Source organism: Streptomyces sp. NPDC091280 (assembly GCF_044768565.1).
Taxonomy (GTDB): Bacteria; Actinomycetota; Actinomycetes; order Streptomycetales; family Streptomycetaceae; genus Streptomyces.
The window spans coordinates 1,078,567-1,100,484 of the sequence record NZ_JBIVUZ010000001.1 but is presented as its reverse complement, the minus strand read 5'-3'; the positions used below and the strand labels follow the sequence as shown (position 1 = coordinate 1,100,484).

Below are 21,918 nucleotides of genomic sequence, written 5' to 3'. Positions count from 1 at the left end.
TCAGTGCTGGGATGCCTCAGTGCTGGTAGAAGATCCGGTCCCGGTACTCCTCGAACACCCGGCCGTTCCACTCGTGGCCGCCGTCCACGTTCCCCGAGCGCAGCAGCGGCGGCTCGATGCCGCGGTCGGCCAGGGTCGCCGCCGCCGTCGCCATGACGGCCTGGAGGAGGGCCGCGGTGACGACCGTGGAGGCGGGGGCGAAGGGGGCCGGGATGCCGTCGTGGACCAGTTCCGCGTCGCCGATCGCGATCTTCGAGTCGAGCACGACGTCGCAGTGGTCCTTGAGGTACGTCCCCGAGGTGTGCCGTGACGTCGTCTCCGAGGCGTACGCCACCGAGGTCACGCCGATGACGCGGACGCCGAGGGCGCGGGACTTCATGGCCATCTCCACGGGCAGGGCGTTGCGCCCGGACAGCGAGATGATCACCAGGGCGTCGCCGGCGCGCAGCGGTGACGTCTCCAGGACCACGCCCGCGAGGCCGTCGACGCGCTCCAGGGCGGAGCCCAGCGTGGCCGGCCGGACGTCGACGCCGAGGACTCCGGGCACCACGAGGAGGTTCATCAGGGCGAGGCCCCCCGCGCGGTAGACGAGGTCCTGCGCGGCGAGCGAGGAGTGTCCGGCGCCGAACGCGAAGAGGCGCCCGCCGTCGGCCACGGTGTCCGCGAGGAGCGTGCCGGCCGCCCCGACGGAGTCGGCCTCTTCGTCGCTGACCCGCTGGAGCAGGGTGATCGCGGCGTCGAAGAACTGGCCGGCCGGCGTACGGTCGCTCATGCGGGAGCCCCCTCGGTGAGTGGTGTCGCGGATCACCGTGCGGTCTGGACCAAGGGGATGTCAATACGGCGTCGAGGGCGATCGGGTCCGCCGGGGAGCGGGCGGGGAGCGGGCGGAGAGGGGGCTTCGCGGGCCGCCGTAACCGGCTGGTTTCAACGGCGCGGCACGGTTGTCAGTGCGATGCGTCAGAATTGGGTGCAGGGCCAGCGCACGCGCCGCGGAGCCGCCGAGCTTCGGGCAGAGGTAATCGAGGGGCACGTATGTCCGGACTGATCGACACCACGGAGATGTATCTCCGCACCATCCTTGAGCTGGAGGAGGAAGGTGTGGTCCCCATGCGCGCCCGCATCGCCGAGCGGCTGGACCAGAGCGGCCCGACGGTGAGCCAGACGGTGGCCCGCATGGAGCGCGACGGCCTGGTGGCCGTGGCCAGCGACCGCCATCTGGAGCTGACCGACGAGGGCCGCCGCCTGGCCACCCGCGTGATGCGCAAGCACCGGCTCGCCGAGTGCCTGCTCGTCGACGTGATCGGCCTGGAGTGGGAGCAGGTGCACGCCGAGGCCTGTCGCTGGGAGCACGTGATGAGCGAGGCCGTGGAGCGGCGCGTCCTTGAGCTGCTGCGCCACCCCACGGAGTCGCCGTACGGCAACCCGATCCCCGGTCTTGAGGAGCTGGGCGAGAAGGACGGCGCCGACCCGTTCCTCGACGAGGGCATGGTGTCGCTGGCGGAGCTGGATCCGGGCCTGGACGGCAAGACGGTCGTGGTGCGCCGGATCGGCGAGCCCATCCAGACGGACGCCCAGCTGATGTACACGCTGCGGCGGGCGGGCGTGCAGCCCGGCTCGGTGGTGAGTGTGACGGAGTCGGCGGGCGGGGTGCTGGTGGGCAGCGGTGGCGAGGCGGCCGAGCTGGACTCGGACATCGCCTCGCATGTGTTCGTCGCCAAGCGCTGACCGTGTCTTTCGCCCTGTGGGGCGGTCAACTCGTGGGGCTGGAGAGGGAGTTGTGGCGTTCCGCCGGTCGCGGAGATTCCAAGATTCAGTGCGCTGAATCGCAGCGCCGGGACGCTTCGCGTGCCAGGCTGTCGCGTGAGGCATATGACCGTGAGGGGGCGGGAGGATGTGCCGCAAACGTGGGGAGGGCCCCGGCGCCGTGCGGCGCCGGGGCCTGTCCTCCCCTGTGCTGACCCGGAGCCCCGAGCTCTCAGGGTCATTCCCCTCGGACCGGTTTCCCCGATCGGTCCGCCTCCCGCTGAAGATCTCCCCTCGGCGGCGGCGATCATTCCTTGAGCCGGGTCACTCGAACGAGGGGTGTTACGGCCCGGAACGGCATTTTCGAATCTGCATTCGATAACCTGGGGGTGGTGAAACGCGCGGGGCGTGACCTGTAGGAAGAGACGAGCAAGAGAAGAGACAGCAGCAAGAAGGAACGGCACAAGCGGCAGAGCGTGGCTAGGGGGGTGCCAGGACCAATGGCGCGACGCATCGACGTGACCGGAGCAGGCGGCGTACGCCTGGCCGCATGGGAGTTCGCGGACCCGCCCAAGTCGGCGGAGATCGAGCGGGCACCCGGAGTTCTCCTGCTGCACGGCCTGATGGGCCGCGCCTCGCACTGGGCGTCCACCGCCCGCTGGCTCTCCGCACGGCATCGCGCCGTCGCGCTCGACCAGCGCGGCCACGGCCAGAGCGACAAGCCGGCGCAGGCGGCGTTCACCCGCGAGGCCTACGTCGAGGACGCGGAGGCCGCGCTGGAGCAGCTGGGGCTCGCCCCGGTCGTCCTCATCGGCCACGCGATGGGCGCGCTGACCGCGTGGCAGCTCGCCGCGAAGCGGCCCGATCTCGTCCGGGGACTGATCATCTGCGACATGCGGGCGTCCGCGCTGGGCGCGGCCTCGCAGCGGGAGTGGTCCGACTGGTTCAAGTCCTGGCCCGCGCCCTTCGCCACCCTCGCGGACGTCCGCAAGTGGTTCGGCGAGGACGATCCGTGGGTGGAGCGGCCCAACCCGTCCCGGGGCGAGTTCTACGCCGAGGTCATGCACGAGTCCCCCGACGGCTGGCGGCCGGTGTTCGAGCCGGAGCAGATGCTGAAGTCGCGGGAGACCTGGGTGTACGACGCGCACTGGGAGGAGCTGGCCCAGGTGCGGTGCCCCGCGCTGGTGGTGCGGGGGCTCGACGGGGAGCTGGGGCGGGCCGAGGCGCAGGAGATGGTGCGGGTCCTGCCCAGGGGGGAGTACGCGGAGGTGGGGGACGCCGGGCATCTCGTCTTCTACGACCAGCCGGAGGCCTGGCGGGCGGCCATCGAGCCGTTCCTCGACGGGGTGCTGGTCTGAGATCGCCTGCGGGGGCGGGGAGTTCGCGCCCCCGAGAGAGAAAGCCGCGCGTCAGCCCTTGCTCACCGCGGCCAGGATCTCCGGCAGGCGCCGCGCCGTGCCCGGCGCCGCCAGCCGCAGCCCCGCATACGTGACCGCCGCCCCGTACCCCGCGCCCACCGGCAGCAGCAGCCAGCGCCAGTCGTCGCCCTGCGCGCTCACGTTGGACCAGATCGTGAGGACGATGACGGGGGAGCAGAGCAGGGCCGCCGAGACCATGCCGCCGAAGATGGAGATCCAGGCCAGGCCCGCCTGCCCGGGGGCGACGTTCTTGTGGCCGCCCTGGGGGATGGAGTAGGGGAAGCGGGCCGAGGTCCAGGCGCCGGTCGCCAGCATCGCGCCGAGGAGCGCGAAGGAGAGCCCGAGGACCTCCGGGAGCCGGTGCCAGTCGCCGAGCATCGCCGTCGTCAGGACGGTCACCAGCGCCGCGTACGGGACGGTGATGAGCAGCAACGCCAGTGCGCGGGCGCGGAGTTCGACGTAGGCGTCCCGGGTCGTGGAGATCGTCGTCGCGACCATCCAGAACGCGGAGGTGTCCTGCCCGAACTGGTTGTACATCTGGATGCCGAGCATCCCGGCGGCGAAGCACGCGAAGTAGACCGAGCCGGTGCCCTGGAGCGCGTTGAACACCGGCACGATCAGGCCGATCGCCAGTGAAGTCACCCACGCGGCCTTGGTCTTGGGGTCGCGCCACACATAGCGCAGGCTGCGTTCCATGACCGTCCCGGTGCGCCCGCCCGGGAGGAACCGGGCCATGCCGCCGGTGGCCGCCCTGTCCTTCGCGGCCGGTTCGGCGGACGGGAGCGTGGAGCCGTCGGGCGTGGTCATCAGCTTGGTGAGGCTGCGCGACCAGAGGACGAGCAGGGCCGCCAAAGCGCCCAGGGACAGGGCCAGTTGGTCGGCCGCCGGGCCGTAGGAACCCCGGCTCGCCGAGTCCACCGCGCCGATCGCCGACGCGGGCGGCACCCAGCGCAACACCTCGGCCGCCGGGTCGAGTTGGGCCAGCCCGGACGAACCGAGGCGCTGCGCACCGAAGTTGACCAACTGCGCGCCGATCGCGATCACCAGCCCGCTCAGCACCGCCAGGTCCCGGCCCTTGCGGCTGGTCAGCAGGCGGATGTTGGCGGCGGCGACGGCCCGCGCGAGGGCCACACAGACCAGCAGCGACAGGGCGAGGGCCAGGACGGCCGTGACGTACGCGGCGGCGCCGTGCGCCACCGCGAGCACCGAACCGAGCAGCAGCGCCAGCGTGAACAGCGGGCCGATGCCGACCAGGGAGGCCGCCAGCAGCGCCCGTACCAGAGCCGGTGGCCGCAGCGGCAGCATCACCAGGCGGGTCGGGTCGAGGGTCTCGTCGCCGGTCGGGAAGAACAGCGGCATCACCGCCCAGCCCAGCCCCAGCACCGACACCAGGACGACGACCACGGAGTCGGCGTGCGCGTCCCCGCGCAGGGCGATCAGCCCGAGCAGCTGGAGCGCCGCGAACAGCAGCGCCACGACCGCCGACGCGACATACGCGGCCCGCCGGCCACCGGACTGCCGCAGACCGTTGCGCAACAACGACAGCTTCAGCCGTACGACGACGGGGGTGATCGAGGCCGGGGACGTGCCGGGGCCGCTCATCGGGCGCCGCCGCCCAGCCAGTCGAGGTCGGTGGCGTGGTCGCGGGCGCTCGCCCCGACGAGTTCGAGGAACGCCTGCTGGAGCGTGGGGGCTTCGCCGCGCACCTCGGCCAGGGTGCCCTGGGCGCGGATCCGGCCGGCGGCCATCACGGCCACCCAGTCGCAGAGCGACTCGACGAGTTCCATGACGTGGGAGGAGAAGACGACGGTCGCGCCGGAGGCGGTGTAGCGCTCCAGGACGCCCCGGATGGTCTGCGCGGAGACCGGGTCGACGCCCTCGAACGGCTCGTCCAGGAACAGGACTTCGGGATTGTGGAGGAGAGCGGCGGCGAGCCCGATCTTCTTGCGCATACCGGTGGAGTAGTCGACGACGAGCTTGTGCTGCGCCCCGGCCAGGTCGAGCACGTCCAGCAGCTGTGTGGCCCGCTTGTCGACCTCGGCCCCGGGCAGCCCCCGCAACCGCCCGCTGTAGCCGAGGAGTTCACGCCCGGAGAGCCGTTCGAAGAGCCGTAGACCCTCGGGCAGTACCCCGATCCGCGCCTTCACCGCCACCGGGTCGCGCCACACGTCGTGCCCGACGACCTCGACGGTGCCCTGATCGGGTCGCAGCAGCCCGGTCACCATGGAGAGGGTCGTGGTCTTCCCCGCGCCATTGGGTCCGACCAGCCCGATGAACTTCCCCGAGGGCAACTCCAGATCGATCCCGGCGACAGCGACCTGCTGCCCGAACCGCTTCCAGAGTCCGTGTACGCGCACAGCGGCTGACGTCATGAATCAAGCCTACGGTCAGGTGACCCGCCCGAGAGGCGCGGGGAACGGCCCGACCGGCCCCCACCGGACCCGCTCCCGACAACGCTACCGATCCCTCCCGCACGCGTAGGCGAGCGGCGAGATCAACTCCTCCGCGTCCGGCAGCCAGCGGTTGGCGGCGGTCGGCCGGCAGGCCCACTGCACAGCCCCCCGGGACCCGAACCGCGTCGGAGGCGTGGCCACATACCCGCCCTCACCGAGCACGACGAGATCGAGAGTGGCGGGGGACCAGCCGATCCTCCGCACCAGGTCCGGCACCTTCACCGAGGCCCCCGGCAGGACGAAGAACTCCATCCGCCGCGCGGGCGTCAACATGACAGGACCGAGCGTCAACTCCATGCGCTCCATGCGCGCCAGCGCGAGGAACCCCGCGGTCTCCGGCACGGAGATCGCGTCGAACGTCCGCCCGGTCGGCAGCAGAATCGATGCCCCTGGCTGCTTCTGCCACATCCGTCGCGCGACCGTCGCACTGCCCGTCGCCTGCGTCGCCCAGTCCTCGCGCGCCGGGTGCGCGCCGGGTGCGGCGCACGCGCGGTCGCCGCAGGAGCAGTGCTGCACCCCGTCGACGGCTTCCAGCCAGGTGCCGGGAAAGACGTCCCAGTGGCGCTCCTCGGCGTAGCGTACGGCTGTCTCCAGCAGCGATTCCCCGCGCTGCTTCGGAATCTGAGCGGCTTCGGTGCCCGCGATCGTCTCTTCCACGCCCAACACAACTCCCGCACCCACCTCGGGTTACGGCTGTAGCGCGCGCGGGGGAGGAGCATCGATTCCGCAACTGGGGCGCATGGATGCATGTGCGGGGGCGCGCGGGAGGACCGAGGGCGGGAGCTGGGTAGCCAGGTGAGGGGCGGGTGCGAGCCTTCACCCCGGCATTCCTCGCATGCTTCGCATTTTCGCCGGGTTCGCTGGGCATTGATCTTCTCGGCCGGATCTTTTCGCTTCAGGGGTTGTTCCCAGGGGGTACGCCATGGCCGCAAGGCCACTTGTCGCGCGGCAGCCGAACGAACGGTTGCAGGCGCTCATCCAGGAGGCGGGGTGCTCGAACGCCGGGCTGGCCCGCCGGGTCAACATGTGCGGCGCCGAGCACGGTCTCGACCTGCGCTACGACAAGACGTCCGTGGCACGCTGGCTGCGCGGGCAGCAGCCGCGCGGGCGCGCTCCGGCGATCATCGCCGAGGCGCTGGGCCGCAAGCTGGGCCGTACGGTCACGATCGACGAGATCGGCATGGCCAACGGCAAGAACCTCGCGTCGGGCGTGGGTCTCCAGTTCTCGCCGACCGTCCTCGGGGCGATCGAGCAGGTCTGCGAGCTGTGGCGCAGTGACGTGGGGCGCCGGGACTTCCTGTCCGGGTCGTCGGTCGCCGCGTCCGCGCTGGTCGAGCCGAGCCGTGACTGGCTGATCTCCTCGCCGGACTCGCAGGTCGCGCGCGCGGCCGGACCGCGGGTGGGGCAGTCCGACGTGGCGGCCGTGCGCGCGATGACGCAGGCGCTGAGCGAACTGGACCACCAGTACGGCAGCGGGCATGTCCGCCCGGTCGTCGTGCACTACCTCAACAGTGTCGTCTCCGGACTGCTGGCGGGGTCCTACCGGGAGGCCGTGGGGCGTGAACTGTTCGCCGCCGTCGCCCGGTTGACGGAACTCGCCGGCTACATGGCCGTCGACACCGGCCAACCCGGCCTGGCCCAGCGGTACTACATCCAGGCGCTGCGCCTCGCGCAGGCGGCGGGCGACCGCGGGTACGGCGGGTACGTCCTGGCGGCCTCGATGAGTCATCTCGCCGCGCAGCTCGGAAACCCGCGGGAGATCGCCCAGTTGGCGCGCGCGGCGCAGGAGGGCGCACGCGGCCGGGTCACCCCGCGGGCGGAGGCGATGTTCCACGCGGCGGAGGCGCGCGGGCACGCCCTGATGGGTGACGCGCGCTCGGCGCAGCTGGCGTCGGGGCGCGCGGTGAGCGCGCTGGACGCGGCCGATCCCTCGTCGGGGGACGACCCGGCGTGGATCGGGCACTTCGACGAGGCGTATCTCGCCGACGAGTTGGCGCACTGCCACCGCGATCTGGGGCAGGCCGAGGCGGCGGCCAGGTGCGCGCAGGAGTCCCTGGACGGGCACCCGGAGTCGCGGGCCCGCCGCCGGGCCATCGGCTATGTCCTGCTGGCGAGCGCGCAGGTGCAGCAGCGCGAGGTCGAGCAGGCCTGCAACACGGGCCTGAAAGCGGTGGAGTTGCTCGGTTCGCTGCGCTCCAACCGGGGCGCCGAGTACCTGGAGGACTTCCAGCAGCGCCTGGAGCCGTACCGGGACGAGCCGGTGGTGCGGGAGTTCGGGGCCCGGATGGACTTGCAGGCCGCCGCGTGAACAGGGAGTGACGGGAGTTCCCGGTGCCGCCCACCGGGGCGAAAGGGGGGCGTACGGCGGGATTTGGAGCGGAGGAGGGGCCGGGACTGTTATCGGCGTCACAAGTGGAGAGGTCCAGTCCAGTGCTGCGTGGCACCGGGCTCGGGGTACCCGGTAGCGTGAACCGACGATCCCGAAGGTCCCCCATTCGTAGGAGTCCCGGTGACGCAGAGTGGACAGGGCGAGGAGCCCTCGGCGCGACCCGCGCGCGAAGGCATCGTGCTGCCCTCCGACGGAGGCGAACCCCTCCTGCCGGGTATGACGGGCGGACGCGGTGGCCTCCAGTCGGCGGGGCAGCCGCCGAGCACACCCCCGGCCGGCCAGGCCTGGGGCGGGTCCTGGGGCCCGGACCAGCAGCACGATCCCCAGCACCGGAGCCCGGCCCCGCCGCCGGGCCAGGGCTGGGGCGACACCCAGCAGCCGCAGCAGTGGGACACCGCCCCCGGGCAGACCTCCCCGTGGGGCGCCCACGACGGCGTCCCCGGCCAGCCGGGCGCGCTGCCCCAGGAGAGCGCCCAGCACGCGGCCTACGGCGTGCAGCAGCAGTCGTACGCCCAGGAGTACACGCCGAATCCGGGATACGCCCCGGAGCAGCAGCCCGCCGGGTACCCGGCGGGCGCACCGGGCTACGGCTCCGGCGCACCGGACTACGGCTACGGATACGGCGCTTCCGGTGCGGGCGGCGGCGCGCCCCTGCCGCCCGTCTCCTCCTCCGCGCCGTCCGTGTCCGCGTTCCCGAGTGCCCCGCTGCCGCCGGCCGACGAGGGCGCGACACAGTTCATCCCGCCGGTGGTCAACCTTCCCGGTGACGAGGGCGCGACGCAGTTCCTGCCGCCGGTGCTGCCGGGGGCGCTGCCGCCGGAGGTGTCCGGCGGCGCGGGGCCGATGCCGTCGGCCGCGCATCCCGACGCGCAGCCCACGCAGTTCCTCCCGCCGGTGCCCGCGCAGGGCGCCGCTCCCGGGTACGGGGGCGGGGCGGAGGACCGGCAGCCGCCCGCCGAGTTCGACAACCTCTTCCGCAGCGACGCGGGCCGGGGCGAGACACCGGCCGGCTCCACACAGCAGCTGCCGCGCTTCCAACAGCCGCCGCCGCAGGCCGAGCAGCCGGGCTACGGCCACCAGGGTCAGGGCCAGGGGCCGCAGGGCTACGGGCAGCAGCAGGGGTACGGGCAGCAGGGCTACGCGCAGCCCTCGTACGCCCCGCCCGGGCAGGACGACGACGGCGACCGGGGCGGGCGCCGTTCGCGGGTGCCGTTGATCGCCGGGGTCGGGGTCGTCCTCGCGGTCCTCGGGGTCGGTGCCGGGGCGCTGCTCAGCGGTGGCGGGAGCAAGAGCGACGGCGATCGGACGGTGGCCGCCACCTCGCCCGCGACCGGCGGTTCCGCGTCGGCGGGCACCGACGCGGCCGAGCAACAGGCCGTCGCCCTGGACAAGTTGCTCGCCGACAGCGGCAGCAGCCGCGCCTCGGTGATCCGGGCCGTGGGCAATGTGAAGGCTTGCGACAACCTCGGCGACTCCGCCTCCGACCTGCGGGACGCGGCCCGGCAGCGCACCGAACTGGTCACGAAACTCTCGCAGTTGACGGTGGACAAGCTGCCGGAGCACGCGGCCCTGACGACCGCGCTCACCAATGCGTGGAAGGCGTCCGCGGCGGCCGACAACCACTACGCGGCCTGGGCCGACCAGGCCGCGGGCAAGCACGGCTGCAAGAAGGGCCAGGCCCGCACCACCGGCCAGACCGCGGCCGGCAACGCGGCGAGCGGCACCGCCAGCAACCAGAAGACCAAGGCCGCCGCGCTCTGGAACACGATCGCGAAGACCTACGGTCTGACCCAGCGGCAGCCGACCCAGCTCTGAGCGGGCGGGACCGGACGGCGCCGACGGGCGCGGAGGGGCGCGGACCTCAGTCGAGGTCCGCGCTCTCCAATGTGCCGGTCATGTCGAAGAAGCCTTTCTTCGCCGACACCAGAACGCCCTTGCGTACGACCTGAAGCGTCACCGAGGCGTTGACCAGACGGGACAGGCCGACCGAGGCGAGATCGTCGTCGTCGGTCGAGCTCCACTGGAGCGTCGGCGTGAGCCCGCCCGTGGTGACCTTGACGCCGTCGTCCAGGGCGCGCCGCACGGTGTCGGCGCTCACCTCGCCGTTGCCGAGCGAGTTCACGACCGTCTTGAACGCGGTGTAGGCGATCCAGGTCGTCTCCACCCCCGCGTCCGCCGGGTCGATGCGGTTGTCCCCGAAGGCCACCTCGTTGACGGCCTTCTTCATCGGGTCCCAGCGCGCGTCGCCCGCGACCGGGTACCAGCCGGTGATGTACGAGCCCTCGTAGGGCCCGGACTGCCCGCCCGTCGAGTTGATCTCGGTCTGGTCGACGCTGCCGAGCACCGTCGCGGTGCGCACCGCGGGATAGTCCTGGCGCTGGCGCCGGAAGGAGTCCATGAAGGTGTCGGTGCGGTCCCCGAGCGAGGGCACCACACAGCCCTCCTTCGCGGAGCTGCCGCCGGACGCGCTCTTCAGGGCGTCCGCGGCCTGGCTGGAGTACTCGGTGGCGTTGTCGGCCGCGAGCTGGTCGGCGGCCGGTCCGTGCCCGCCCGCCTTGAGCCCCGCGTTCAGCAGCGGGGGCAGGTCGTCGCCGGCGATGGAGTCGGGCCGCACCAGGGTGACCGTGCCGCAGCCGGGGGCGAGTTCCTTGCCGAGGCCCGCCAGCAGCGCGGGCTGGCCGCCGTTGACGGGGTAGGACAGGGCGCGGGTGAACTCGTCGCTCGTCACGCCGTAGCCGCCGATGTACGGGATGCCGGCGCCCTCCAGCGGGGCGAAGAACGAGTCGCTGAACTCGCTGTAGGAGCCGACGACCGCGACGACGTTCTCCTTGACGGCCTGCCGGGCGCACTGTGCCGCGGCGACGCTGGTGTTGTGGTCGTTGCAGGTGAGGACCTTGAGCTTGCGGCCGTTGAGACCGCCGTGCTTGTTGATCCACTTCGCGTACGCCGTCGCCATGGCGGGCATGCCGGGTTTGTTGGTCGCGTTGGTGTCCCAGGGTGCCCAGGTCATGACGGTGATCGCGGTGTCCGTGGAGCCCGCGGTGCCGGGGATGACCCCGCAGCCGGCCGTGAGCGCCGCGCACGCCAGCAGCGCCGCCGCCGAGCCGGCGGTGGCTCTGACGGGCCGGGTGATCGTGGGGAGGAAGGTGCTGCGGTTGCGTCGCCTGCCGGTCATGTACACACACGCTTCCGCCACACCGCTAACCGGGAAGTGACTGGTGGTCAACAAGTGGTGACGCGGAGGTGAATTGCGGGGGGCGTTCCTGTGAGTGTGACAGGGAACGTACGATCGATGACCGTGCAAGCTCCGGAGAACTCTTCCCGTCGCCCCCGTCGCTCCTTCACCATGGGCGGCATGCCACTGAACGACATGCCGTGGTGGCGCTGGCGCAGCAACGTGCGTTCCGCGCTGCACATGCTCTCCGATCCGGCGTTCCAGAGAGACGTCTGGCTGGCCGGGGTCGACGGGTACGGGGACGTCACCGACGCCGTCTACCGCCTGGTCGAGGACACCTGGCTGGACAACTGGTCCGCCGAGAAGTACGTCGGCACGATCTTCCGCGACTCCCAGGAGGCGGCCCTCGTCGACTCCGCCGTCCTGCGGGTGCTGCGGATCATGCACCAGGTCGGGCCCGACGCCCCGGTCTCCGCGTACGTCGACCACCAGGCGTGGCCGGAGGCGGTACGGGCGGCCCGTGACGCGCACGTGCGGATGGCGTCGAGCGACGGTGAGGACCCGGACGCGCCGCCGCGCACGCTGGAGCTGCTTCAGATCATGACGCGCTCCGCTTAGCGGGCCGGTCCGGGTGGCGGACGCCGGTCTCCCGGCTCGGGGGGATATGGGACCCTGTTCCGCATGAACGCGCAGTCCACCCGAGCCGCGGCGCCCGCCGACCAGTACGTCCTGACCCTGTCCTGCCCCGACAAACAGGGCATCGTGCACGCCGTGTCGAGCTACCTCTTCATGACCGGCTGCAACATCGAGGACAGCCAGCAGTTCGGCGACCGCGACACGGGACTGTTCTTCATGCGCGTCCACTTCTCGGCGGAGCCCCCGGTGACCGTGGACAAGCTGCGCGCGAGCTTCGCGGCGATCGGCGACTCCTTCCACATGGACTGGCAGATCAACCGGGCCGACGAGAAGATGCGCATCGTCCTCATGGTCAGCAGGTTCGGGCACTGTCTCAACGACCTGCTGTTCCGGGCGCGCATCGGGGCGCTGCCGGTGGAGATCGCCGCCGTGGTGTCCAACCACACCGACTTCGCCGAGCTCGTGGAGTCGTACCACATCCCCTTCCACCACATCCCGGTGACGAAGGACAACAAGGCCGAGGCGGAGGCGCGGGTCCTGGACCTGGTGCGCGAGGAGAACGTCGAACTCGTCGTCCTCGCCCGCTACATGCAGGTCCTCTCCGACGACCTCTGCAAGGCGCTCAGCGGCCGGATCATCAACATCCATCACTCGTTCCTGCCGAGCTTCAAGGGCGCGAAGCCGTATCACCAGGCGCATGCGCGGGGCGTCAAGCTGATCGGCGCGACGGCCCACTACGTGACCGCCGACCTCGACGAGGGCCCGATCATCGAGCAGGAGGTCGAGCGGGTGGGCCACGACGTCACCCCGGACCAGCTGGTGGCGATCGGCCGGGACGTCGAATGCCAGGCGCTGGCCCGGGCCGTGAAGTGGCACGCGGAACGCCGGATCCTGCTCAACGGCCGCCGGACGGTCGTGTTCGCGTAGGACCCGGGGACTCGGGGGCCGGGCCGGGCGGGCGGCTACATCCGGCTCAGGCTCGCCGTCGCGAACAGCACATCCCTGATCGCCCCCCGATCCCCCACCTGCCCGGCAGCCGCCTCCTCCGGCGGCACGTGGCCCGCGGCCAGGTGGCAGAACTCCACGCCGTCCAGGGCGATATGGGCGACCTCGCGCTCGGCGGAGCCCACCGCTCCGGGGGAGTCGAGCGGAATCATCCACTCGCCGCCGCCGTGTCCCTCGATCTCCAGCCGCAGGCTGCGGCCGGGATGTCCGGCCGGGACCAGGTGCCGTCCCTCGGCCGGCGCGGCCAACCCGTGGCGCCTTCGCTCGGCCAGGGCCACCGGCAGCATGCGGGCCGCGAGGTCGATCATCCGGTTCAGGCTGCGCGGCGACGGCGGCTCGTACGGATAGTCGACCGCCTCCGCGATGTCCTCCGCGTGCACCCAGCACTCGAAGGCCCGGTCGAGCATCGCGTCGTGCAGCGGCAGCTCGAAGTCGCCGTAGGACACGGCCCGTTTGCCGGTGGTGGTGCCGGTGAAGGAGACCGTGCGGACGATGGTGTGGCTCTGCTCGCGCCAGGGTGCGCGGATGGAGCGGGTGGGCGGGAAGTACGAGGCGCGCCAGTACGCCTCGGTGCGCGCGGCGGGGTTCGTGGCCTTGGCGGCGTCCTCCCCGGTGAGCGGGTCGTCGAGCCCCAGTGCCGCGGCGACCAGCCCGTCGACGGTCAGCAGATGCGCGATCACCCCGGCGACGGTCGTACGGCGGCTCGTCGGGGCCAGGCCGTCGAACCAGCGCAGCCGCACGGGCGCGTGCCACTCGGCGTCGCCTATGTCCTGGAGCAGGGCGTCCAGGCGCGCGGTCTCGGCGTCGTACGGCGTCGCCCACTCGGGCACCGGGATGCGCGGTGGCCGGCGGTCGAAGGAGCCGGTCAGGACGCGGGTGCGCAGGCCGGGGTCGAGGTCGAGGGGTTCGACGGGGTGCAGCAGGCCGACCGCCCCGCGCAGTCGCAGCGCCTCGTCCGCGCAGGCCCCGCACTCGCCGAGGTGCTCCTCCACGGCGGCCGTCTCCGCCGCCGAGCACGCGGCCAGCGCCCACGCGCCGAGCAGTGCCTTCAGCACCGGGTGCTCCAGCACCAGCGGCACGGGCCGGGACGCGCCCTCGGCCGGCTCGGGCAACGGCTGCCCGCCGTCCTCGACGGAGGCCCGGGGCATGGGGATTCGGGGCGGCACGGCAGGCTCCTCGTACGCCTCGTGCTCGTCGTTCGCGTCGCTCACACCGCACCCCCTGGTCCCGCCGGCTGTGGCGGTGCGCCGGTGTCGTGGGCGGTGGACAGGAGTTGCAGGCCCAGGCGCAGCCGGCGGCGGGCCTCGTCCTCGGTGACGCCGAGGTCCACGGCGGTCTGGCGGTAGTCGCGGCGCTGGAAGTAGGCCAGTTCCAGGGCGGCCCGCAGCGGGGCGGGCATGGACGTGACGATGTAGTCGGCGCGGGCGGCGACGGAGGCGCGGCGGACCTTGCGCTCCAGTTCCTCGGTGGAGCCCTGGCCGCCCCGGGCGAGTGCGGCGGTCTCGGTGGCGCGCAGCCGCTGCACGGCGAGGCGGGCGGTCAGCGCGGCCACCCAGGAGCGCAGCGGGCCCTGTTTGGGGTCGTAGGCGTCGGGGTGTTCCCAGACGTGGGCGAAGACCTCGCGGGTGATGCCGTCGGCGGCGCGCTCGTCCCCGAGGACGCGGTGGGCGAGGGCGTGCACGAGGGAGGCGAAGCGGTCGTACAGCTCACCGAGGGCCGCCGCCTCGCCGCGGGCCAGCCGCTGCTGCATCTTGCGGTCCCATCGGGGCGGTGCGTCCTTCGTCGCCATGCGGCCCCCTCACCGTGTCCGTGCCCGAGTCAAGCGTGCGCCCACCGTCTCTTCGAATGTAGTCGGCACCTCGGACAGCGCACGCCCCTTCCTGCAATTGCACGCCCCCGAGGAGGAGCGGGTGGTAGCGGACGAGTGCCTACCCGGTTCACAACTGATCGAACAGGATCGAAGGTGACTAAAACAAGCCTCTTCGGACCGCTTTCCGTTTCTGTCCCCGTGTTTCAGGGAACGGCCGCTGGGCAGCCGCGCTGCAAGGAAGCGTAGGTACGGCTTCCGTTTCCGGACGGTTTCCGGGAGTTCCGGCTAGCGAAAGGCGCGACGGTGGCCTTCAAAGTGAACGACGGCGAGCGCGGCGGCTGGTCCGTGCTCCTCGTGTCCGGCGAACTGGACCTGATGACCTCGCCGGTGCTGCGCCAGCGGGTGCACGACGTGGTGGCGGAGGGCCGCCACAGCCTGGTCGTGGACCTCTCCGAGGTGCTGTTCTGCGACTCCAGCGGGATCGGTGTGCTGATAGCCGCCCGCCGCCTCATCCGCTCCTGCCAGGGGCGTCTGCGGCTGATCCTGCCGGCCGAGGGCGCGGTCGACGGCTCGCACGTCAACCGGGTCCTCGGCGCCCTCGGCGTGCGTCGCCTGTTCGACGTCTACCCCGATGTGATGACGGCCACAGAGGACGACGCGGAGGACGAGGCGGACCCTCTCTCGGCGTGACACCGCGGGGTTCCGGCGTGACGCTGTGGGGTTGCGGCGTGACGCCGTTGTTTCGGAATTTCCCCGGTCTTGGTACAAGCGTCGTTTTCCGCTCCCGGACCCGCCCCGGCGTCGTACGCTCCCTGCCAAGTGCACCCCCACATGAGTAAGGCGGCCCGAAAGACATGGTCAGCACCGAGTACGAGCGACGGATCGCCGCCCGGTTCGCCACCTTCGACCAGGACGGCAACGGCTTCATCGACCGCGAGGACTTCAGCTCGGCGGCCAAGGCGCTGCTCGCGGAGTTCGGCACGGCGGCCCGCTCCGACAAGGGACAGGCCCTGTACATCGGCGCGGAGGCGTTCTGGCAGGGCATGGCGGGGATAGCGGACCGGGACGGAGACCAGCGGGTCAGCCGCGAGGAGTTCGTGAACGGCGCGGTCAAGCGGCTGCGCGACAACCCGGAGCGCTTCGCCGAGATCGGCCGCCCCTTCCTGCACGCGGCCCTCGACGTCGCGGACCCGGACGGCGACGGCTCGGCCACCATCGCGGACACCGTGCGCGTCCTCAAGGCCCTCGGGGTGCCCGACGACATCGCCGCGATGGCCGCCGACGCCCTCGACACGGACAGCGACGGCAAGGTCGGCGAGGCGGAGATCGTCTCCGCCTTCGCCCGCTACTTCACCGTCCCCGAGTAGCCCCGGTATCCGCGAAGCGCTCCCGCAGCTTGTACTTGAGCACCTTGCGCAGGGTCTCGTTGCGCGGAAGGGCGTCCACGATCTCCAGCTGCTCCGGCAGCTTGTGCACGGACAGCCCTTCCGCGCGCAGATAGCCGGTCACCGCCGACAGGGTCAACTCCCCGGCCCCCGGCGGCTGTTCGACCACCGCGCAGACCCGCTCCCCGCGCTCCGCGTCCGGCAGTCCCACGACGGCGACGTCCCCGACGTCCGGATGCGCGGCGAGCAGGTCCTCGATCTCCTTCGCGGAGATGTTCTCGCCCTTGCGGATGATCACGTCCTTGAGCCGCCCGGTGAGGATCAGATGCCCGCTGTCGGTCACGGTCCCCAGATCGCCGGTGCGCAGGAAGCCGTCCGCGTCGAAGGCCTCCGCCGTCTGCGCCGGGTCCAGGTACCCCTGGCACACGGCCTCGCCGCGCAACCGCACCTCCCCGCCCTCGGCGATCCGTATCTCCATCCCCTCCGGCGGCCGGCCCTCGGTCGTGGCGAGGTTCTCGGTGGTGTCCTCCGGGTCGCCCATGGTGATCATCGGCACCTCGGTCATGCCGTAGCCGTGGGTGAGCTGGACGCCCATCTCCCGTACGACGGAGTGGTAGACCTCCGGCGGCTTGGGCGCCCCGCCGCCCGCGAGCAGCCGTAGCGAGGGAATGACCTTGGTCCCCGGCTGCTTGCGCTGCTCGGTGAGGAACATGGAGTAGAAGGCGGTCGAGCCGCCGGCCACCGTCACCCCGTGCCTGCGGTAGCCCTCCAGCGCGTCCGGCAGCGCGAACTGCTCGAACATCACCGCCGGGAAGCCGTACAGCAGCAGCATCACCGTGTAGTCGGGTCCCGCGATGTGCGCGTACGGGAAGGCCATCGAGCCCACGTCGTCCGCGCTCAGCCGCAGCGCGTGCGCGAGGCAGGAGCCGCCCGCGATCAGCGAACGGTCCGTGTGCAGCACGCCCTTGGGGTCGGAGGTGGTGCCGGAGGTCCAGTAGATCCAGCGCACCGAGGTGCCGTCGGCGGGCGGCGGCGGGAGCAACGCCGGGTCCCCGTCCGGGAGTCGGGCGTCGTCGTACGCCTCGAAGATCCCCCGCGCGCCGAGCCGCCGGGCCATCCCGGTGTGGTCGAAGCCGCGCCAGGTGCCCGGCACCGCGAAGTACTCCGCCTTCGACTCCCGCAGCGCGAAGCCGACTTCGCGGTCCCGGTAGAAGGGGATCACCGGTGTCTGTACGGCGCCCAGGCGGGCCAGCGCGAAGGAGAGGAGGGCGGTCTCGATCCGGGTGGGCAGCTGCCAGGCGACCACCGTGCCGGGCCGTACGCCCATGCCGTACAGGCCCGCCGCCACCCGCTCGGCCCGGTCCCGCAACCCGCCGAAGGTCAGGGCGCGGTCGTCCTGGAGCAGGACCGGGCGGTCGGGGGTCAGGTCGGCCCGGCGGACGACCAGTTCCCACAGCGTGGGGGCGGAACTCAGGGAGTGCGGCGTCTCGTTCATGGTGCCCCCTGCTTGGCTGACGACTCGTCAGGTGACATGCTATCTGACGGGTCATCAGATAAGTACCGTCCGGCGGAGGGGAACCCATGGCCACCGAACTGCCCCGCATCATCAGCGTCGACGACCACGTGATCGAACCCGCGCACCTCTTCGAGACCTGGCTGCCGGCGAAATACCGCGAGCGCGGCCCGCAGCCCCTCACCGCGGGGATCGGCGAACTCGCCTACGTGGCGGGCAAGTACCAGATCACGATGGACCCGGACGGCCCGCCCACCGACTGGTGGATCTACGAGGACCTCAAGTTCCCGTACAAGCGCAACATCGCCGCCGTCGGCTTCGACCGCGACGAGATGACCCTGGAGGGCATCACCCGCGAGCAGATGCGGCGCGGCTGCTGGGACCCCAAGGCCCGGCTCGCGGACATGGACCTCAACCATGTCGAGGGCTCGCTCTGCTTCCCGACCTTCCCGCGCTTCTGCGGCCAGACCTTCGCCGAGGCGCACGACAAGGAGGTCGCGCTCGCCTGCGTCCGCGCCTACAACGACTGGATGGTCGAGGAGTGGTGCGGCGACAGCGGCGGCCGGCTCATCCCGCTGTGCCTGATCCCCTTGTGGGACGTGGAGTTGGCGGTCGCGGAGATCCGACGGAACGCGGCACGCGGAGTGCGCGCGGTGACCTTCTCCGAGATCCCCACCTACCTCGGGCTGCCGTCCATCCACTCCGGCTACTGGGACCCGTTCTTCGCCGTCTGCCAGGAGACGGGGACGGTCGTCAACATGCACATCGGCAGCAGCTCCCAGATGCCCGCCGCCTCCCCGGACGCACCCCCCGCCGTCCAGGCCTCGCTCTCCTTCAACAACGCGATGGCCTCGATGATGGACTTCCTCTTCAGCGGCGTCCTGGTGAAGTTCCCGACCCTCAAACTCGCCTACAGCGAAGGGCAGATGGGCTGGATCCCGTACGCCCTGGAACGCGCCGACGACGTCTGGGAGGAACACCGCGCCTGGGGCGGCGTGCGGGACCTGATCCCGGACCCGCCGTCCACGTACTACTACCGCCAGATGTTCTGCTGCTTCTTCCGCGACAAGCACGGCGTCGCCTCGCTGGACGTGGTCGGGCGCGACAACGCCACCTTCGAGACCGACTACCCGCACGTCGACTCGACCTTCCCGCACACCAAGGAGGTCGCCCTCGACCACGTCAAGGGCCTCGACGACGAGACCGTCTACAAGCTCATGCGGGGCAACGCGATCCGCATGCTGGGCCTGGACCTCGACCGGTAATGGACCTGTCCTACACGGCCGAGGAGGACGAGTACCGGGCCCGGCTGCGCGAGTGGCTCGCCAAGATCCTCCCCACCCTGCCCGCGAAGCCGTCCCCGGACGACTGGCCGGGCCGACGCGGCTACGACCTCGACTGGCAGCGGATGCTCTACGACGCCGGGTACGCCGATGTGCACTGGGACGCGTCCCCGACCACCCGGCTGATCTTCCTGGAGGAGACCGAGAAGGCGGGCGCGCCCTACGTGGGCGCCAATTTCGTGGGGCTGCTGCACGCGGGCCCGACGATCGCCGCCGAGGGCACGCCCGAGCAGCGGGAGCGCTGGCTGCCGCCCGTGCTGCGCGGCGACGAGGTGTGGTGCCAGGGCTTCAGCGAACCGGACGCCGGCTCCGACCTCGCGTCCCTGCGCACCCGCGCGCGCCGGGACGGCGACGACTACGTGGTGACCGGCTCCAAGATCTGGACCTCGCACGCCGAAGTCGCCGACTGGTGCGAGCTGTTGGTGCGGACGGACCCCTCGGCGCCCAAGCACCGGGGCATCACCTGGCTCGCCATGCCGATGGACGCCCCCGGCATCACCGTACGGCCGCTGCGGACGCTCGCCGGGTCGGCGGAGTTCGCCGAGATGTTCCTCGACGAGGTGCGGGTGCCGGCCGGCAACCGGGTGGGCGAGGAGAACGACGGCTGGCGCGTGACGATGGTGACGCTGTCGTTCGAGCGGGGCACGGCCTTCGTGGGCGAGGTCGTCGCCTGCCGGCGGGTGCTGGGCGAACTGGCCGGCGAGGCCCGGCGCACCGGCCGGTGGGACGATCCCGTGCTGCGGCGGCAACTGGGCAGGCTGAACGCCGAGTTCCGGGCGCTGTGGCGGCTGACGCAGTGGAACGTGAGCGAGGCGGAGGCCTCCGGCGGTGTTCCGGGGGTGGGCGGCTCGGTCTTCAAACTCCGCTACTCGCACGCCCGCCAGGAGCTGTACGACGTGGCGGCGGAGGTGCTGGGCGTGGAGTCCCTCGATCTGGACCGGCCCTGGGTGCTGGACCGGCTCTCGTCGCTGTCGTACACCATCGCGGCGGGGACCTCGCAGATCCAGCGGAACATCGTGGCCGAGCGGATTCTCGGGCTGCCGAAGGGGCGGTGAACGGTGCGATTTCAACTGACGCCGGAACAGAAGGCGTTGCGGGCCGCCGTGCGGGACGTGGTGGGCCGCCGGCCTGGTGGACGCGGGCTCGACCGGGGGCTGTGGCGGGCCCTCGGCGACCTCGGGCTGTTCTCGCTGCGGCTGCCCGAAGCCGAGGGCGGCGCCGGACTCGGGCTGCCCGAGGCCGCGTTGGCGTTCGAGGAGACCGGGCGGGCCCTGGTGTGCGGGCCGTTGGTGGCCACCCACCTCGCCGCCGGGACCGTGCCGGGAGCGGCCACGGGCGAGACGGTCGTCGCCGCCGCCGACGGCAGGCTCGTGGAGTGGCTGGCCGAGGCCGATGTCGTGCTGCCGGGTGCCGAGGGCGCCGTGGCGTTGCGGTCGGTGGATCCGCTGACCCCGCTGCACCGGGTGCCGGCGCCCGCGCGCACCGACCCCGTGGCCGTGCTGCTCACCGCCGCCGAGCAGCTCGGCACCGCCACGCGCGTGTGCGAGCTGGCGGTGCAACACGCCCGGACCCGCGAGCAGTTCGGGCAGCCCATCGGGGCCTTCCAGGCCGTAAAGCATCTGTGCGCCGGGCTGCTGGTGCGGGCCGAGGTCGCGCGGGCCGCCGTGTACGCGGCGGCCGTCACCGGCGACCCGGCGGACATCGCGGCGGCCCGGCTGCTGGCCGACGAGGCGGCCGTGCGTGGGGCCCGGGACTGTCTCCAGGTGCACGGCGGGATGGGCTTCACCTGGGAGTCCGAGGTCCACCTGCATCTGAAGCGGACATGGGTGCGGGCCCGGCGTGGCGGCGGCGGCACGGAGAGTGAGGAGCTGCTCGCGGCCGATCTGGTGGCCGGAGCGGTGTAGTGACGTGCCTGCCTGCGGTTCCCGGAGCCGCTTCGACAACGGTGTCACGGATCGTGGCACGGCGGAATCACGCAGCGTTGATATCGGGTTGTGTCCTATGCGTGACTCGTCACGGCCCGGAGTCGACTCGGGGCTCCGGTACCTTGTGTGGGATGCGAGTGGTTCAAGGTACGAGCCATGCCGGTGTTGCCTGTGAGGCGGCTCCGGATCGGGCGGTGCGCTCCGCAGTTCGTATGGCAGAACGGGCTTTCACCCCAGCCTGTTCGACTCCCCGGAATGAGCGTCGCACAGTATCCCGCACGCGTACTCCTTCGCGCTGGAATATGCCCGAAGCGCTTGTTGGGGTGACGGAACGTCAATCATGCTGTCTCGCAAGGGATTCACGTTCCGTGACCCTGGCTGCGGTCGTTGTTCTGGCCATGCAGAGAATGGCTACGATCGTGGCCCTCGTGAGGCGCGAGGCTATGTGTCCGCCGGTTCGGATGGTGTGAGCGGTGCAGGTGCTTCAAGTGCAGCTGGAGATCCGGCCCGACCCCGCGGAGGTGGGGCGGGCCAGGAGATGGGCGCGCTCCCGGCTCGCCGGGTCCGGGATAGAAGCGGACGAACCGCTCGCGGAGACGCTGATCCTGCTCGTCTCCGAGCTGGTCACCAACGCGGTGGTGCACACCGGCTGTCCGGCCGTGCTGCGGCTCTCCCTGCCGGACGAGGCGACCGAGTCGGCCACGGTCCGCGTCGAGGTCGCCGACACCAGCTGTACGGCTCCGGCGCCGCGGTGCGCGGACGGCGAGGAGACCGGCGGTCGCGGACTGGCGCTGGTGGACGGCCTGGCCGACCGCTGGGGCTGGAGCGCCGAGGGCACCGGCAAGCGCATCTGGTGCGAGCTGGACCGGGGCAGTCAACCCCGGGAGGCCGCCGCCGAGTTCGGGGGCGGTGTCACGGCGTACGGAGGGTTCGAGGGCTTCGCGTACGAAGCCGTGTAGATGTCCTCTGCAAGTGCCGGGCGGAGATGCGCCGGGCCGTGCTTCCGTGCGCGCCCTGTGGCAAAGGGTGCTTAAGGCGCAAATCCCCGGACGGGCGTTGACGCGACGTGACCGTGTGGTCACGCTTGTGGGCAGCGATTCGCCGCGAGGGGACGACGAGGGCT

20 protein-coding genes are annotated in these 21,918 nt (G+C 71.8%); 12 read left to right on the top strand and 8 right to left on the bottom strand.

The window, feature by feature from the left end; genetic code table 11:
- Positions 1-16: 16 nt before the first annotated feature.
- A complete protein-coding gene (locus ACIQPR_RS05035; RefSeq protein ID WP_403642014.1) occupies positions 17-772 on the bottom strand; it encodes an SIS domain-containing protein in 756 nt (251 codons plus the stop codon).
- A 260-nt stretch (positions 773-1,032) separates the two neighbouring features.
- Here ACIQPR_RS05035 and ACIQPR_RS05030 point away from each other — a divergent pair, with 260 nt between their 5' ends.
- The gene (locus ACIQPR_RS05030; RefSeq protein WP_019075666.1) at positions 1,033-1,725 is read left to right on the top strand and encodes a metal-dependent transcriptional regulator; all 693 of its coding nucleotides are present in this window, start codon (positions 1,033-1,035) and stop codon (positions 1,723-1,725) included.
- A 518-nt stretch (positions 1,726-2,243) separates the two neighbouring features.
- On the top strand, positions 2,244-3,101 hold the full coding sequence (locus ACIQPR_RS05025) for an alpha/beta fold hydrolase (RefSeq protein WP_403642011.1): 858 nt from the start codon (positions 2,244-2,246) through the stop codon (positions 3,099-3,101).
- 51 nt (positions 3,102-3,152) lie between these two features.
- Here ACIQPR_RS05025 and ACIQPR_RS05020 read toward each other — a convergent pair whose 3' ends face one another.
- From ACIQPR_RS05020 to ACIQPR_RS05010, 3 genes are all read right to left on the bottom strand, one after another.
- Entirely contained in the window at positions 3,153-4,763 is a 1,611-nt protein-coding gene (locus ACIQPR_RS05020; RefSeq protein WP_403642008.1) for a transporter, read from the bottom strand.
- Positions 4,760-5,533, bottom strand: a complete 774-nt coding sequence (locus tag ACIQPR_RS05015; RefSeq protein WP_403642006.1) for an ABC transporter ATP-binding protein — start codon at positions 5,531-5,533, stop codon at positions 4,760-4,762. Before ACIQPR_RS05015 ends, ACIQPR_RS05020 begins: the two co-directional genes overlap by 4 nt.
- Before the next feature lie 84 nt (positions 5,534-5,617).
- Entirely contained in the window at positions 5,618-6,280 is a 663-nt protein-coding gene (locus tag ACIQPR_RS05010) for a bifunctional DNA primase/polymerase (RefSeq protein ID WP_403642003.1), read from the bottom strand.
- 256 nt (positions 6,281-6,536) lie between these two features.
- Here ACIQPR_RS05010 and ACIQPR_RS05005 point away from each other — a divergent pair, with 256 nt between their 5' ends.
- Positions 6,537-7,922, top strand: coding sequence for a transcriptional regulator (locus ACIQPR_RS05005; protein ID WP_403642000.1), 1,386 nt, complete (start codon positions 6,537-6,539; stop codon positions 7,920-7,922).
- Between the two features lie 201 nt (positions 7,923-8,123).
- Positions 8,124-9,818: a hypothetical protein gene (locus ACIQPR_RS05000; protein ID WP_403641997.1), complete on the top strand. Its 1,695-nt coding sequence runs from the start codon at positions 8,124-8,126 to the stop codon at positions 9,816-9,818.
- A 46-nt stretch (positions 9,819-9,864) separates the two neighbouring features.
- Here the strand turns inward: ACIQPR_RS05000 and ACIQPR_RS04995 are convergent, their stop codons facing one another.
- Entirely contained in the window at positions 9,865-11,178 is a 1,314-nt protein-coding gene (locus ACIQPR_RS04995) for an ABC transporter substrate-binding protein (protein WP_403641994.1), read from the bottom strand.
- A gap of 117 nt (positions 11,179-11,295) precedes the next feature.
- Between ACIQPR_RS04995 and ACIQPR_RS04990 the strand changes: the two genes are divergently transcribed.
- A complete protein-coding gene (locus tag ACIQPR_RS04990; RefSeq protein ID WP_403641991.1) occupies positions 11,296-11,796 on the top strand; it encodes a hypothetical protein in 501 nt (166 codons plus the stop codon).
- Between the two features lie 63 nt (positions 11,797-11,859).
- A complete protein-coding gene (gene purU / locus ACIQPR_RS04985; protein ID WP_403641988.1) occupies positions 11,860-12,741 on the top strand; it encodes a formyltetrahydrofolate deformylase in 882 nt (293 codons plus the stop codon).
- A 35-nt stretch (positions 12,742-12,776) separates the two neighbouring features.
- Here the strand turns inward: purU and ACIQPR_RS04980 are convergent, their stop codons facing one another.
- Together ACIQPR_RS04980 and ACIQPR_RS04975 are read right to left on the bottom strand one after the other, a co-directional pair.
- Positions 12,777-13,967, bottom strand: a complete 1,191-nt coding sequence (locus ACIQPR_RS04980; RefSeq protein ID WP_403642934.1) for a maleylpyruvate isomerase N-terminal domain-containing protein — start codon at positions 13,965-13,967, stop codon at positions 12,777-12,779.
- 59 nt (positions 13,968-14,026) lie between these two features.
- On the bottom strand, positions 14,027-14,608 hold the full coding sequence (locus tag ACIQPR_RS04975) for a sigma-70 family RNA polymerase sigma factor (RefSeq protein WP_403641986.1): 582 nt from the start codon (positions 14,606-14,608) through the stop codon (positions 14,027-14,029).
- Positions 14,609-14,932: 324 nt separating this feature from the next.
- Between ACIQPR_RS04975 and ACIQPR_RS04970 the strand changes: the two genes are divergently transcribed.
- The gene (locus tag ACIQPR_RS04970; RefSeq protein WP_403641983.1) at positions 14,933-15,319 is read left to right on the top strand and encodes an STAS domain-containing protein; all 387 of its coding nucleotides are present in this window, start codon (positions 14,933-14,935) and stop codon (positions 15,317-15,319) included.
- 164 nt (positions 15,320-15,483) lie between these two features.
- Positions 15,484-15,996: an EF-hand domain-containing protein gene (locus ACIQPR_RS04965; protein ID WP_403641981.1), complete on the top strand. Its 513-nt coding sequence runs from the start codon at positions 15,484-15,486 to the stop codon at positions 15,994-15,996.
- Here the strand turns inward: ACIQPR_RS04965 and ACIQPR_RS04960 are convergent.
- Entirely contained in the window at positions 15,980-17,509 is a 1,530-nt protein-coding gene (locus ACIQPR_RS04960; RefSeq protein ID WP_403641978.1) for a class I adenylate-forming enzyme family protein, read from the bottom strand. The genes ACIQPR_RS04965 and ACIQPR_RS04960 overlap by 17 nt on opposite strands.
- Positions 17,510-17,595: 86 nt before the next feature.
- On the opposite strand from ACIQPR_RS04960, the gene ACIQPR_RS04955 reads away from it, so the two are divergent.
- The 4 genes from ACIQPR_RS04955 (at position 17,596) to ACIQPR_RS04940 (ending at position 21,754) form a co-directional block, all read left to right on the top strand.
- Positions 17,596-18,792 carry an amidohydrolase family protein gene (locus tag ACIQPR_RS04955; RefSeq protein WP_403641975.1) on the top strand — a complete coding sequence of 399 codons (1,197 nt, stop codon included), beginning with the start codon at positions 17,596-17,598 and terminating at the stop codon, positions 18,790-18,792.
- Positions 18,792-19,925: an acyl-CoA dehydrogenase family protein gene (locus tag ACIQPR_RS04950; protein WP_403641973.1), complete on the top strand. Its 1,134-nt coding sequence runs from the start codon at positions 18,792-18,794 to the stop codon at positions 19,923-19,925. The genes ACIQPR_RS04955 and ACIQPR_RS04950 overlap by 1 nt, the downstream gene beginning before the upstream one ends.
- A 3-nt stretch (positions 19,926-19,928) precedes the next feature.
- Entirely contained in the window at positions 19,929-20,774 is an 846-nt protein-coding gene (locus ACIQPR_RS04945; RefSeq protein ID WP_403641970.1) for an acyl-CoA dehydrogenase family protein, read from the top strand.
- A 494-nt stretch (positions 20,775-21,268) separates the two neighbouring features.
- The gene (locus ACIQPR_RS04940) at positions 21,269-21,754 is read left to right on the top strand and encodes an ATP-binding protein (protein WP_403641967.1); all 486 of its coding nucleotides are present in this window, start codon (positions 21,269-21,271) and stop codon (positions 21,752-21,754) included.
- Positions 21,755-21,918: the final 164 nt, after the last annotated feature.